14 protein-coding genes and 1 tRNA gene are annotated in these 12,101 nt (G+C 66.2%); 13 read left to right on the plus strand and 2 right to left on the minus strand.

Features of this window, described 5'->3' with window-relative positions:
* Window positions 1-127 precede the first annotated feature (127 nt).
* The 4 genes from APT63_03895 to APT63_03910 are packed head-to-tail and all read left to right on the plus strand — an operon-like array spanning window position 128 to window position 3,358.
* Window positions 128-982 (plus strand): phosphonate ABC transporter substrate-binding protein, encoded by an 855-nt coding sequence (locus tag APT63_03895; protein ID AMA44824.1) that lies wholly within the window; start codon window positions 128-130, stop codon window positions 980-982.
* Window positions 979-1,773 (plus strand): phosphonate ABC transporter, encoded by a 795-nt coding sequence (locus APT63_03900; GenBank protein ID AMA44825.1) that lies wholly within the window; start codon window positions 979-981, stop codon window positions 1,771-1,773. The genes APT63_03895 and APT63_03900 overlap by 4 nt, the downstream gene beginning before the upstream one ends.
* The gene (locus APT63_03905; protein ID AMA44826.1) at window positions 1,767-2,594 is read left to right on the plus strand and encodes an ABC transporter permease; all 828 of its coding nucleotides are present in this window, start codon (window positions 1,767-1,769) and stop codon (window positions 2,592-2,594) included. The genes APT63_03900 and APT63_03905 overlap by 7 nt, the downstream gene beginning before the upstream one ends.
* Window positions 2,591-3,358, plus strand: coding sequence for a phosphonate ABC transporter permease (locus APT63_03910; GenBank protein ID AMA44827.1), 768 nt, complete (start codon window positions 2,591-2,593; stop codon window positions 3,356-3,358). The genes APT63_03905 and APT63_03910 overlap by 4 nt, the downstream gene beginning before the upstream one ends.
* Here APT63_03910 and APT63_03915 read toward each other — a convergent pair.
* Window positions 3,321-4,259, minus strand: coding sequence for an effector protein (locus APT63_03915; GenBank protein ID AMA44828.1), 939 nt, complete (start codon window positions 4,257-4,259; stop codon window positions 3,321-3,323). The genes APT63_03910 and APT63_03915 overlap by 38 nt on opposite strands.
* A gap of 275 nt (window positions 4,260-4,534) precedes the next feature.
* Here APT63_03915 and APT63_03920 point away from each other — a divergent pair, with 275 nt between their 5' ends.
* The 6 genes from APT63_03920 to APT63_03945 all read left to right on the plus strand — a co-directional run bounded on the left by APT63_03920 (window position 4,535) and on the right by APT63_03945 (window position 9,203).
* Window positions 4,535-5,599, plus strand: a complete 1,065-nt coding sequence (locus APT63_03920; GenBank protein AMA44829.1) for a diguanylate cyclase AdrA — start codon at window positions 4,535-4,537, stop codon at window positions 5,597-5,599.
* Window positions 5,600-5,687: 88 nt separating this feature from the next.
* Window positions 5,688-6,170 (plus strand): thiol-disulfide oxidoreductase, encoded by a 483-nt coding sequence (locus tag APT63_03925; GenBank protein AMA44830.1) that lies wholly within the window; start codon window positions 5,688-5,690, stop codon window positions 6,168-6,170.
* Between the two features lie 199 nt (window positions 6,171-6,369).
* Window positions 6,370-6,999, plus strand: a complete 630-nt coding sequence (locus APT63_03930; GenBank protein AMA47785.1) for an acetyltransferase — start codon at window positions 6,370-6,372, stop codon at window positions 6,997-6,999.
* Window positions 7,000-7,195: 196 nt separating this feature from the next.
* Window positions 7,196-7,900, plus strand: a complete 705-nt coding sequence (locus tag APT63_03935; protein ID AMA47786.1) for a matrix metalloproteinase-11 — start codon at window positions 7,196-7,198, stop codon at window positions 7,898-7,900.
* Between the two features lie 49 nt (window positions 7,901-7,949).
* Window positions 7,950-8,693, plus strand: coding sequence for a hypothetical protein (locus APT63_03940; protein AMA44831.1), 744 nt, complete (start codon window positions 7,950-7,952; stop codon window positions 8,691-8,693).
* Window positions 8,694-8,822: 129 nt separating this feature from the next.
* Window positions 8,823-9,203: a hypothetical protein gene (locus APT63_03945; GenBank protein AMA44832.1), complete on the plus strand. Its 381-nt coding sequence runs from the start codon at window positions 8,823-8,825 to the stop codon at window positions 9,201-9,203.
* Between the two features lie 101 nt (window positions 9,204-9,304).
* Here the strand turns inward: APT63_03945 and APT63_03950 are convergent.
* A tRNA-Leu gene (locus APT63_03950) sits at window positions 9,305-9,389 on the minus strand.
* Between the two features lie 108 nt (window positions 9,390-9,497).
* On the opposite strand from APT63_03950, the gene APT63_03955 reads away from it, so the two are divergent.
* From APT63_03955 to APT63_03965, 3 genes are all read left to right on the plus strand, one after another.
* Window positions 9,498-10,547, plus strand: coding sequence for an S-adenosylmethionine:tRNA ribosyltransferase-isomerase (locus tag APT63_03955; GenBank protein ID AMA44833.1), 1,050 nt, complete (start codon window positions 9,498-9,500; stop codon window positions 10,545-10,547).
* Entirely contained in the window at window positions 10,544-11,677 is a 1,134-nt protein-coding gene (gene tgt, locus APT63_03960; GenBank protein ID AMA44834.1) for a tRNA guanosine(34) transglycosylase Tgt, read from the plus strand. Before APT63_03955 ends, tgt begins: the two co-directional genes overlap by 4 nt.
* 64 nt (window positions 11,678-11,741) lie before the next feature.
* On the plus strand, window positions 11,742-12,080 hold the full coding sequence (locus APT63_03965) for a preprotein translocase subunit YajC (protein AMA44835.1): 339 nt from the start codon (window positions 11,742-11,744) through the stop codon (window positions 12,078-12,080).
* Window positions 12,081-12,101 lie beyond the last annotated feature (21 nt).

A 12,101-nucleotide genomic window follows, 5' to 3' on the forward strand; every position in this document is an offset into this window, starting at 1 on the left:
CGGGGCTTCTTCCGTCACGAGCCTGTCCTGGTGCGCCGTCTGCCCGGCGTCATGACGATGGTCTGTCCTTCGCCATGACCTTGCCCATGCTGCCTTTTCTGTTTCGCCCCTCTTATTCGGAGCTTCCATGTTCAAACGTCCCTTTGCATTGGCCGCCGGTCTCGTGCTGGCCTGCAGCGCCGTGCTCGCCCAGGCCGCCGAGACCCTGCGCGTCAGCGCCATCCCCGACGAGGCGCCGACCGAGCTGTTGCGCAAGTTCAAGCCGCTGGGCGACTACCTCGAGCAGCAACTGGGCATGAAGGTCCAGTTCGTGCCGGTCAGCGACTACCCGGCCGTGGTCGAGGCGCTGGCCACCGACCGCCTGGACATGGCCTGGCTGGGCGGTTTCACCTTCGTCCAGGTGCACCTCAAGGACAAGACCGCAACGCCGCTGGTCCAGCGTGAGCAGGATGCGCGCTTCACCAGCACCTTCATCACCGCCAACCCCGACGTCCACAGCCTGGCCGACCTCAAGGGCAAGACCTTCGCCTTCGGCTCGATCTCCTCGACCTCGGGCAGCCTGATGCCGCGCTACTTCATGCTCAAGAACGACAACATCAAGCCGGAAGGCTATTTCAGCCGCATCGCCTACTCGGGCGCGCACGACGCCACCGCCGCCTGGGTACAGGCCGGCAAGGTCGATGCCGGCGTGCTCAACTCCAGCGTCTGGGACAAGCTGGTCGCCTCGGGCAAGGTCGATACCGACAAGGTCAAGGTGTTCGCCACCACGCCGACCTACTTCGACTACAACTGGACCGTGCGTGGCAGCCTGGACCCAGCGCTCAAGGACAAGATCAAGGCGGCCTTCCTGGCCCTGGACCCGGCCAAGCCGGAGCAGAAGGCGATTCTCGACTTGCAGGCGGCCAGCCGCTTCATCGAGACACGCCCCGAGAACTACGACGGCATCGAGCAGGCCGCGCGTGCCGCCGAGCTGCTCAAGTGAGCATCCACCTGCGCGGGGCCGGCCTGCGCCATGGCCAGGTCGAGGCCCTGCGCGACGTCGAGCTGCGCATCGACGCCGGGGAGCGGGTGGCCATCATCGGCCCGTCCGGTGCAGGCAAGTCCAGCCTGTTGCACGCGATGGGCAGCGCCCTGCGGTTGAGCGCGGGGCAGGTCGAGGTGCTGGGGGAAAACCCATGGGCGCTGTCCAGTCGTGCCCGGCAGCGGCTGCGCGCGCGCATCGGGCTGGTGCATCAGGCGCCCCCGCTGCCACCGCGCCAGCGGGTGGTCACGGCCGTCCTGGCCGGGCGCCTGGGGCAGTGGAGCAGCCTGCGTGGGCTGCTCAATCTGCTGTACCCCACCGACGTGCCGGGCGCGCGTCAGGCGCTCGCCGAACTGGGCCTGGCCGACAAGCTGTTCGTCCAGTGCGGGCAGCTGTCGGGCGGGCAGTTGCAGCGCGTGGGCATCGCCCGCGCCCTGTATCAACGGCCGGCGCTGCTGCTGGCCGACGAGCCGGTGTCGGCCATGGACCCGGTGCTGGCCACCCATAGTCTGGGGCTGCTCAATCGGCACGCCGAGGCCCAGGGCATGACCTTGGTCGCCAGCCTGCATGCGGTCGACTTGGCCATGGCGCATTTCCCGCGCATCGTCGGCATCCGCGCCGGCCACGTGGTCTTCGATTGCCCGTCCGCAGGCGTCACCGAGGCGTTGCTGGAGGCGTTGTACGCCAACGAACAGCTGTCGCCGTCCCAGCGCGTCGAGCCCACCCCAGGTGTGCAGATGCCGCGATGCTGAAGGTTGATCAGCGTGATCCCGCTGCGTTGCCGCGCCTGCTGTTGATCGGCATGGCCCTGCTGGTGCTGTGGCCCGGCGTGCACCTGAGCGAACTGAATCCGGCCGTGCTGTGGCAGGCCGACAATCGCCAGCAGATGGCCGCATTCGTCGGTGCCTTCTGGCCGCCGGCCCACGATGCGGAGTTCCTGGCCCTGCTGTTCGACGCCACCTTGCAGACGCTGGCCGTCGCCGCGGCAGGCCTGTGCCTGGCGCTGTTGCCGGCCATTCCTGCCAGCCTGCTGGCCAGCCGTGCCCTGTCGCTGAGCGCCGCCTCCCAGGGTGGTCGGCCCAGGCCGTTGGCGCAGCTGGCACGCTGGCCGGTACGCGGGGTGCTGATCTTCCTGCGCAGCGTGCCGGAGATCGTCTGGGCGCTCTTGTTCGTGCGCGCGGTGGGCCTCGGGCCGACGGCCGGGGTACTGGCCATCGCCATCACCTACAGCGGCATGCTCGGCAAGGTCTACGCCGAGATCTTCGAGTCGGTCGATCAGCGTCCCGCCCATGCCTTGCTGCAGGCAGGCAGCGGCCGCCTGGTCGCGTTCTGCTACGGCATCCTGCCCAGCGCCATGGCCGAGCTGGTGTCCTACACCGTCTATCGCTGGGAGTGTGCGGTGCGCGCCTCGGTGGTGATGGGCTTCGTCGGCGCCGGTGGGCTGGGCCAGCAGATCGATCTGTCGATGCGCATGTTCGATGGCGCGCAGGTGGCCAGCATGCTGTTGGCGTTTCTCGTGCTGGTGATGCTCGCCGACGGTCTGAGCCGGCTGCTGCGTGGGAGGCTGGCATGAATCGGGCGATCAATGGGCTGCTGCTGGTGGCGATCCTGGCCGCGATGCTGGCGTCGTTCGGTTACCTGGGCCTGGACCTGCCCGCCTTGATCGGCGATGGCAGCCTGAGCCAGATGGCCGACTACGCCGGGCGCTTCGCCCATCCGGACGTCTCGGCCAATGCATTGCGCGGCGTGGCTCAGGGTGCCTTGGAGACATTGGCCATGTCGGGGCTCGGCACCTTGCTGGCCGTGGTCATCGGTGTGCTGTTGGCGCTGCCGGCGGCCGGGCGTTTCGGCTGGCCTCTGCAAGCCGCCGCGCGTCTGCTGCTCAATGCCCTGCGGGCCATTCCCGAACTGGTCTGGGCGGCCTTGACCGTGCTCGCAGCCGGGCTGGGCCCGAATGCCGGGACCCTGGCCCTGGCGCTGCACACGGCGGGCGTGCTCGGGCGACTGTTCGCCGAATCGCTGGAGAATGCGCCGATCGCACCGGCCCAGGCCATTCGGCAGCAGGGCGGCGGGCAACTCGTGGCGTTCTGCTTCGGCACCTTGCCCAACCTCTGGCCGCAATGGCTGGCCTACAGCCTGTACCGTTGGGAGAACAACATCCGCATGGCCAGCGTGCTGGGCTTCGTCGGTGCGGGCGGTCTGGGGCAGATGCTCTACACCACCCTGAGCTTGTTCCAGGAAGCCCAGGCCAGCACGGTGATCCTGGCCATGCTGGCGCTGGTGGTACTGGTCGATGCCTTCAGTGGCTGGTTGCGTCAGCGGTACGTTCGGGCGTGAAGGCAGGTGCCTGTTCCGTCATGTCCACGTGCTGGGCTTCACGCTGCATCGATTCCAGGTTGCGCTCGATGGTCTCGCAGATGGTGTCCATCGGAATCTGATGCTCGCTGGCGCGGAACGGGCTCTGCAAGTCGGTACCGATCCGTTCGATGGCCAGCAGCATGAAGCCCACCACCGTGGAGGCCAGCGGCGTGAACCAGCCCAGCGACTCCACCAGGCCGACCGGCACGATCAGGCAGAACAGGCTGATGAACAGCCGCGGAAAGTACACGTAGGGGTAGGGCAGGGGCGTGTTGGCGATGCGCTCCATGCCGCCCTGGGCATTGGACAGGTCCACCAGCGTCGACTCGAGACGCGCCAGGCGAATGCTGTCCAGCCGGCCGGCCTGGTACTCCTTGGCCAGCAACGTGGCCGAGCCGCTGAGAATGTCGTTGGCGAAGTTGTTCGAGTGGTTGCGCCGGTCGAACTCGCTCGGCGGGATGAAGGCGATCAGCTCCGCCGGGCACGGTTCGCGGCGCAGGTGCGCGGCCAGGCAGTTGACGTAGGCCACGTGCCGGCGCAGCAGGGTTGCCTTGATCGGGTTGCTGCTGTCCGTATCGTTGTCGATCAGCGTCAACACCTGGCGCGCGAAGCTGCGCGAACTGTTCACCATCGCGCCCCATAACGTGCGCGCTTCCCACCAGCGGTTGTAGGCGCTGCTGTTGCGAAAGCTGACCAGCACCACCAGCGCGGAGCCGAGCAGGGTCAGCGGGATCAGCGGCAGCGAGAACTTGCTGTCGAAGAACAGCATGAAGTCGATGGTGACCAGGATGTCCCAGATCAGCAGCCAGAACAGCGACCAGCCGATGTAGCCGATCGTCTTCACCACCAGGCGGTACTTGTGGATCAGCATGTCTTTCACAGGAAATGTCTCGCGCAGCGTCGGATCAGCTTCGGACGTTGTCGATCGGACAAGGTTCGCGGCGCGCCGACGTGCGGCGCGTGCTAGACACGTTGAAGGGCCTGACCGCTGGCGCCAGGCTCCGCCGTGAGCCGCAGGGTTTCGGGTTCCTCGTCCGAGAGGTTTGAACTTCGCTTTTCAATAGTGGCACAATGATGCCGTCGCCGAACCGCAAGCCTGGCTTGCCGACTGTCCGGTGCAGTAGCCATGGACAGCTTACAACTCGGTGAACCTTGATGAGCGAACGAACGGGCAAAGGCCTCTCTTTTGCCAAGCGCATGTACGTGCCCCGCGCCCTCGGCACGGGCTTGGGCTTTTTCTGCGTGATGATCGGCCTAGGGCCACAACAGCCGGCCTGGTGGCTGTGGGGGCTGCTGCTGGCCCATGGATTCCTCTGGCCGCACCTGGCCTATCAGCTGGCGCGTCGATCCGCCCAGCCGTTTCGTGCCGAGCAGCGCAGCCTGGTCTGCGATGGCCTGCTCGGGGGTTGCTGGGCCGGCGCGATGGGCCTCAATCCGCTGCCGAGCGTGATCATCCTGTCGATGATCGCCATGGACAAGATCGCGGCCGGTGGCGTGTACATGCTGGTCAAGGTGCTGGTGGCGCAGGTCGTGGGCATCGTCCTGGTCCTGTGGCTCTACGCACCGCCCCTGTTCCCCGAGACCACCCAGCAGCAGATGCTCGCCTGCCTGCCGATCCTGCTGATCTACCCGATGGTGGTCGGTCTGGTCTGCTACCGCATCACCACCCAGCTGAGCGCGCACAAGCGCACCCTGACGCACCTGAGCAAGACCGACAGCCTGACCGGGCTGATCAACCATGGCGCCTGGAAAGAGCTGCTGCGCCTGGAATTCCAACGCTGTCGCGACGTGGCGCACGTCAACACTCTGGCCCTGATCGACATCGACCACTTCAAGACGGTCAACGACCGCTATGGGCACCTGGTGGGGGATGAGGTGCTCAAGGTCATCAGCACGGCGCTTACCGGCCAACTGCGCAAGAGCGACCCGGCCGCCCGCTACGGCGGCGACGAGTTCTGCGTGATGCTGCCCGACGTGACGCCCCGCGAGGCCATCGAGGTGCTCGAGCGCCTGCGCCAGGCCGTCGAAGCCTGGCATGACCCTCGGTTGCCCGGCCTGCGCCTGAGCCTGAGCATCGGTGTCGCACCGTTCGACCACCGCCTGAGCAGCGCCGATGCCTGGCTGCATGCAGCGGACATGGCCCTGTACCAGGCCAAGGACGCCGGGCGTAATCGGATCGTGATGGCGGCCTTGGGGCAGCAACAGCGGGCGGCGGGTTGAGGGTGGCCTGAGTCGCAAGCTGCAAGCTGTCGGCGAAAAGCTGCTAGCGTGTAGCGTGTAGCTCGCCCTGCCACTGGAGACCGTCGCGATGCCCGTGCCCGAACGACGACCGACCCCCGCACCCCTGCTTCGACCCGCTGAAACCGTCGTGCTATACGACGGCGTCTGCAAACTCTGCAACGGTGTCGTGCGGTTCTTGCTGCGCAACGATCCCCAGGCCCGCCTGCGCCTGGCCACCGTGCAGTCACCCGAGGGCCAGGCATTGCTGGCCTGGGCAGGACTGCCCCAGCAGCATTTCAATACCGTGGCGGTGATTCGCGACGATCAGGTCTGGGTGCGCTCCGATGCGTTCTTCGAACTGGTCCCGCAGCTGTCCAGCCGCTGGCACTGGCTGAAAATCTTTCAGTACGTGCCCAAGGCCGTGCGCGACGCGGTCTATGACCTTGTGGCGCGGCACCGCTACCGCTGGTTCGGCCGCTATGAGCGCTGCCAGGTGCCGGACGCGCGGGATCAGAAGCGCTTTCTGAAGGCTGACCGGCAGGCACCCACGGGCGCGCGCGCCCCTGACTGACGCGTGCCGCCGCGTGCGGAGACAGGACAAGCCGGACCAGGCCGTTTAGTATCGACACCCTGCCGCCGGGCAGGGAACGCTGAGTCGAAGAGATCGATACATGAACCAGAACACCACCCAAGCGACGGTCGAAGATCCGGTCGAGCAGGTCCTGACGGCTGCGCGCACTGCCTGGCAGGTCCGCCTGGCGCGCCGGCTCCTGGGGCCGTCGGCCGCCAAGAAGCACTTTCACAAGCGCCTGAAAAAGGGCATCAAGGGGCTGTCCAAGGTCGACCGAGGCCGTGCCGAGTTTCTTGCCCGCTATCCACGCTACAGCATGGGACGTGGCTCCTATGGCATGCCCACGGTGCAGGACTACCGCGCCGGGCAGACCTTGAGGATCGGTGCCTACACCTCGCTGGCGGGCACCTCGCGCATCCTGCTGGGCGGCAACCACCGGATCGACTCGGTCACTTCGTACCCGTTTCATGCCTTCATGGCGCTGGACATGCCCGACCCGACCCCGCCCACGGGCGATGTGGTGATCGGCAATGACGTCTGGGTCTGCACCGCCGCGACGATCCTGTCCGGCGTGACCATCGGCGACGGTGCGGTGGTCGCCACGGGCGCGGTGGTGACCCGGGACGTCCCGCCCTATGCGATCGTCGGCGGCGTGCCGGCCAAGGTCATCGGCTATCGCTTCCCCGAGGACATCCGTGAGCGCCTGCTGGCGTTGGCCTGGTGGACCTGGCCCCACGAAGAGATCCTGTCGATCGCGCCCCTGCTGTCGGTGCCGGACCTGCAGGCGTTCTTCGCCTATGTCGAGCAGCGCGCGCGTCCAGTGGGCTGATACAGGGCAGGGCGGATGGCCTCTGCCCAGCCTGCCTTGCGCTTGCCGCCTGCTCGACTAGGGTTTCAAGCATCCCCTTCGACGCAGGTAAGCGACCATGGCGCCCAGAACCCCCAAGCAACCGCCCGCCGAGCCAGTGACGGAAAACCCCTTTCGCCTCAAGTCCCACACCACGCCCGACCCGGCGCACTCGAACGTGCACCGCTACGGGCCGCACAGCTCGATCATCTGCGACACCGAATCCCGAGGCGGCGTGCGCAACATCGCCGAGCTTCAACTCGACGCCACCCAGGGCTTCATCCCGTTGTGGAGCGAAGGTTCGATCCTGCGCTGGCGCTTTCGCGAGCAGTCGTTGCTGCCCTTCGAGGACCCCGAGGCGGTCAAGGCCGCCATCGAAGCGCTGTTCTGCAAGGCGCTGCGCGCCTGGGGCGAGGCGGTTCCGGTCAGTTTTGCGCGCGACGACGATGCCTGGGACTTCCAGGTCGTGGTGCAGGCCGTCGAGCGCTGCGACGAGACCGGGGGCTGCGTGCTGGCCAGCGCGTTCTTCCCAGACCCCGGCCGGCATGACCTGGTCATCTACCCGACCTTGTTCAAGCAGGACGAAGCCGAACAGATCGAGACCCTCGCCCATGAGCTGGGCCATGTGTTCGGCCTGCGCCACTGGTTCGCCCCCCAGCGTGAAGCGGGCTTTCCCTCGACGCCCTACGGCGTGCAGAACGCCGTGTCGATCATGAACTACGGCCCCGACAGCCAGCTGACGGACGATGACCGCCAGGACCTCAAGCAGCTGTACGAAGACGCCTGGAGCGGTCGCCTGACCCAGATCAACGGCACCCCGATCCGCCTGGTCAGCCCTTTCCACACGCTCAGGGAGCAGCCCAAACGGGTCGTGATGATCTAGTCAGCGTGCGGTCGAACGGGCAGGCCTGTTCAAGCACGTGAGGAGCCAGATGAGCGCGACGGTGTTCGTGGGGTGGGACGTAGGTGGCTGGAATTGCGACAAGAACCCCAGCAGCCGGGATGCGCTGGTGCTGCTCGATGATCGGCGCCGCCCGCTCGGCACGCCCTGGCGCGGCAACCTCAGGGCCGTGTTCAACGACGCCACGACCACCGTCGAGCTGGTCGACGCAGTGCTCGACCTGTGCCAGGTCGAGACCGCGATCGGCGAACGGCCCCGGCTGCTGTTCGCCATCGACACACCCCTGGGCTTCTCGACGCCTTTCGTCGACCTCGTCGTCCACGGGCGTGCCGTCGATACCCTCGGCGCGTCGTCCAGCAACCCCTACCTGCACCGCAAGACCGAGCACTTCCTGTTCCAGCGCGGGCTGTCACCGTTGTCACCGCTCAAGGACATGATCGGCAGCCAGGCCACCAAGGGCCTGCACTTTCTGGCCCGCTACGCACCCCAGGCGGCACGCTGCGGCGTCTGGAGCGATGGCCTCCAGAGCCTCACCGCGATCGAGGCCTACCCGTCGGCCTGCAAGCGTTCGGCCTACATCGAAACGCTACGGGCAGAGGTCGCGCAGGTGTCGGCCATCGAAGCCACGCCACGTCACCCGGACATCGACGATGCCCTGACCTGCGCCCTGATCGGCTGGGCCTTCCAGCATGCGCCCGACCGGCTGGCGCAGCCTGACGCGAGCATCGACCCCCGCGAAGGCTGGATCTTCGTGCCGCTCGATGGGTTGCGCTGACCCGGACGCGACAGGGCAGGTCATGGGACGACAGCGTCGCCTTTCACGGCAGGAACGAAGTGACAGCGGCCCACTCATAGCAGGCATGCCCTCATTGTTTTCGTGTGACCCTCGATCCTTGGAGCCCTCATGAAGTGTGTGACAGCCGTCCTCCTGACCTCGCTCAGCCTAGGCGCACTGGCCGCCGGCCCCCAGCCTGACCTGCCCAGCTGCGACCTGGCTCAGCAACGGCAGATCGCCGGCCAACCCGGCGGCGAGATTTCCGACCCACGCCACGCCCACATCGCGATGCGCGCCAACATCCTGCAGGCCGACATCGGCAACCTGCGCAGGGCGCAACGCCTGACCCACGAGCAGGCGGACGTGTTGTGGAAGCAGGTGGACGCGATTCGCCAGCAGAGCGCCGGGTTCGTCAAGCAGCAGGGGTTCCTGAGCGCAGCCGAGCGGGCGAGCCAGGATCGGACGTTCGATGAGATTGCGCGGGTGATGTGTCCGGGAATAGAGGGTTAGCACATCGCGTGATTGGGCGCGTCGGCAGCCTGAGAGGGCTTGGCACCAGGTTCGAGACAGGCACAAAAAAACCGACGCTAGGGTCGGTTTTTTCTGGATCTTGGTGCCCCGAGGGAGACTCGAACTCCCACTCCTTTCGAAAACGGATTTTGAATCCGCCGCGTCTACCAATTCCGCCATCAGGGCTTGTGGGGGCGCAGTATAGAGAGGCTCCGGGGGGCGGTCAATCGGCTTTCATGGTGAATTTTCACGCGTTGGGCTAAACTTCCCGGCCCTGTCGAACCGAACATCATCATGCGCGTCGCCGATTTTTCTTTCGAACTCCCTGATTCCCTGATCGCCCGCCATCCGCTGGCCGAGCGCCATGGCAGTCGCCTGCTGGTCCTGGACGGGCCGAGCGGGGCGCTGGCGCACCGGCAGTTCACCGACCTGCTGGAGTACCTGCAGCCCGGTGACCTGATGGTGTTCAACAACACCCGGGTGATCCCGGCGCGGCTGTTCGGCCAGAAGGCCTCTGGCGGCAAGCTCGAGGTGCTGGTCGAGCGCGTGCTCGATAGCCACCGGGTGCTGGCCCACGTGCGCGCCAGCAAGGCGCCCAAGGCCGGTACCGTGCTGCTCATCGAGGGCGGCGGCGAGGCCGAGATGGTCGCGCGTCACGAGACGCTGTTCGAGCTGCGCTTCAGCGAAGAGGTGCTGCCGCTGCTCGAGCGTGTCGGGCACATGCCGCTGCCGCCCTACATCGACCGCCCGGACGAGGGCGCCGACCGCGAGCGCTACCAGACCGTGTACGCCGAGCGCGCCGGTGCGGTGGCCGCGCCGACGGCAGGCCTGCACTTCGACGAAGCTTTGCTGGCTAAGATCGCCGCCAAGGGCGTCGAGCAGGCCTTCGTGACCCTGCACGTCGGGGCCGGCACCTTCCAGCCGGTGCGGGTCGATCGCATCGAAGACCACCACATGCACAAAGAGTGGCTGGAGGTCAGCCAGGACGTGGTCGACGCCGTGCAGGCCTGCCGTGCCCGTGGCGGTCGTGTGGTCGCCGTGGGTACCACCAGCGTGCGTTCGCTGGAGAGCGCGGCGCGGGATGGCGAGCTCAAGGCCTTCAGCGGCGACACCGACATCTTCCTGTACCCCGGCCGGCCCTTCCATGTGGTCGATGCCCTGGTCACCAACTTCCACCTGCCGGAGTCCACGCTGCTGATGCTGGTCTCGGCCTTCGCCGGTTACCCGCAGACCATGGCCGCCTATGCCGCGGCGGTGGAGCAGCGGTACCGCTTCTTCAGTTACGGTGATGCCATGTTCATCACCCGCAATCCCGCGCCACGCGGCCCAGAGGATCAAGCATGAGTCGCACCTGTCGTATGTCCTTCGAACTGCTGGCCACCGACGGCAAGGCCCGTCGCGGTCGGCTGACCTTCCCCCGTGGCACCGTGGAGACCCCGGCGTTCATGCCGGTGGGCACCTATGGCACGGTCAAGGGCATGCTGCCGCGGGACATCGAGGCCATCGGCGCGGAGATCATCCTGGGCAACACCTTCCACCTGTGGCTGCGCCCTGGTACCGAAGTGATCAAGAAGCACGGCGGGCTGCACGACTTCATGCAGTGGAAAGGCCCGATCCTCACCGACTCCGGCGGCTTCCAGGTGTTCAGCCTGGGCGCCATGCGCAAGATCAAGGAGGAAGGGGTCACCTTCGCCTCGCCGGTCGACGGCTCCAAGGTGTTCATGGGCCCGGAAGAGTCGATGCAGGTCCAGCGCGACCTGGACTCGGACATCGTGATGATCTTCGACGAATGCACCCCGTACCCGGCCGAGCCGGACGTCGCGCGCACCTCGATGGAGCTGTCGCTGCGCTGGGCGCAACGCTCGAAGAACGCCCATGGCGACAACACGGCCGCGCTGTTCGGCATCGTCCAGGGCGGCATGCACGAAGACTTGCGCATGCGCTCGCTGGAAGGCCTGGACAAGATCGGCTTCGACGGCCTGGCGATCGGCGGCCTGTCGGTGGGCGAGCCCAAACACGAGATGATCAAGGTGCTGGACTACCTGCCGGGGCAGATGCCGGCTGACAAACCTCGTTACCTTATGGGGGTAGGCAAACCGGAAGATCTCGTCGAGGGTGTGCGCCGCGGCGTCGACATGTTCGACTGCGTGATGCCGACGCGCAATGCGCGCAACGGTCATCTGTTCATCGACACCGGGGTGATCAAGATCCGCAACGCGTTCCATCGCCACGATGATTCGCCGCTGGATCCGACCTGCGACTGCTACACCTGCACGCACTTCTCCCGCGCCTATCTGCATCACTTGGACAAGTGCGGTGAAATGCTGAGCAGCATGTTGAATACCATTCATAACTTGCGTCATTACCAGCGCCTCATGGCTGGTTTGCGCGAGGCTATTCAACAGGGTAAATTGGCCGCCTTCGTCGACGCCTTCTATGCCAAACGCGGGCTTCCCGTGCCGCCTTTGGCGTGACTGTCCTTCCTGTGACATCGCAGACGATGACGTCGCGATCACGAGTTAACAACCGGAGTGTCAAATGAGCTTTCTGATTCCAGCCGCCTATGCGGATGCTGCCCCTGCTGCTGCCGCAGGCCCTGCCGGTACCGGCTTCGAGTGGATCTTCCTGGTCGGCTTCCTGGTCATCTTCTACCTGATGATCTGGCGTCCGCAGGCCAAGCGCGCCAAAGAGCAGAAGAACCTGCTCGGTGCCTTGCAGAAGGGCGACGAAGTGGTGACCACCGGTGGTATCGCCGGCAAGATCGTCAAGGTCGCCGACGACTTCGTGGTGCTGGAAGTGTCCGACAACGTCGAACTGAAGTTCCAGAAGGGTGCCGTGGCGGCGACCCTGCCGAAAGGTACGCTCAAGGCTATCTGAGTTACCGGTTTTATTTTCCAG

Source organism: Pseudomonas monteilii (assembly GCA_001534745.1).
Lineage (GTDB): Bacteria > Pseudomonadota > Gammaproteobacteria > Pseudomonadales > Pseudomonadaceae > Aquipseudomonas > Aquipseudomonas alabamensis.

Bases quoted from the DNA above. Each gene is read 5' to 3' on its own strand.
- APT63_03940 (AMA44831.1), top strand. From the start codon at position 7,950: ATGAGCGCGACGGTGTTCGTGGGGTGGGACGTAGGTGGCTGGAATTGC.
- APT63_03905 (AMA44826.1), top strand. From the start codon at position 1,767: ATGCTGAAGGTTGATCAGCGTGATCCCGCTGCGTTGCCGCGCCTGCTG.
- APT63_03910 (AMA44827.1), top strand. From the start codon at position 2,591: ATGAATCGGGCGATCAATGGGCTGCTGCTGGTGGCGATCCTGGCCGCG.
- APT63_03965 (AMA44835.1), top strand. From the start codon at position 11,742: ATGAGCTTTCTGATTCCAGCCGCCTATGCGGATGCTGCCCCTGCTGCT.
- APT63_03925 (AMA44830.1), top strand. From the start codon at position 5,688: ATGCCCGTGCCCGAACGACGACCGACCCCCGCACCCCTGCTTCGACCC.
- APT63_03895 (AMA44824.1), top strand. From the start codon at position 128: ATGTTCAAACGTCCCTTTGCATTGGCCGCCGGTCTCGTGCTGGCCTGC.
- tgt (AMA44834.1), top strand. From the start codon at position 10,544: ATGAGTCGCACCTGTCGTATGTCCTTCGAACTGCTGGCCACCGACGGC.
- APT63_03920 (AMA44829.1), top strand. From the start codon at position 4,535: ATGAGCGAACGAACGGGCAAAGGCCTCTCTTTTGCCAAGCGCATGTAC.
- APT63_03955 (AMA44833.1), top strand. From the start codon at position 9,498: ATGCGCGTCGCCGATTTTTCTTTCGAACTCCCTGATTCCCTGATCGCC.
- APT63_03945 (AMA44832.1), top strand. From the start codon at position 8,823: ATGAAGTGTGTGACAGCCGTCCTCCTGACCTCGCTCAGCCTAGGCGCA.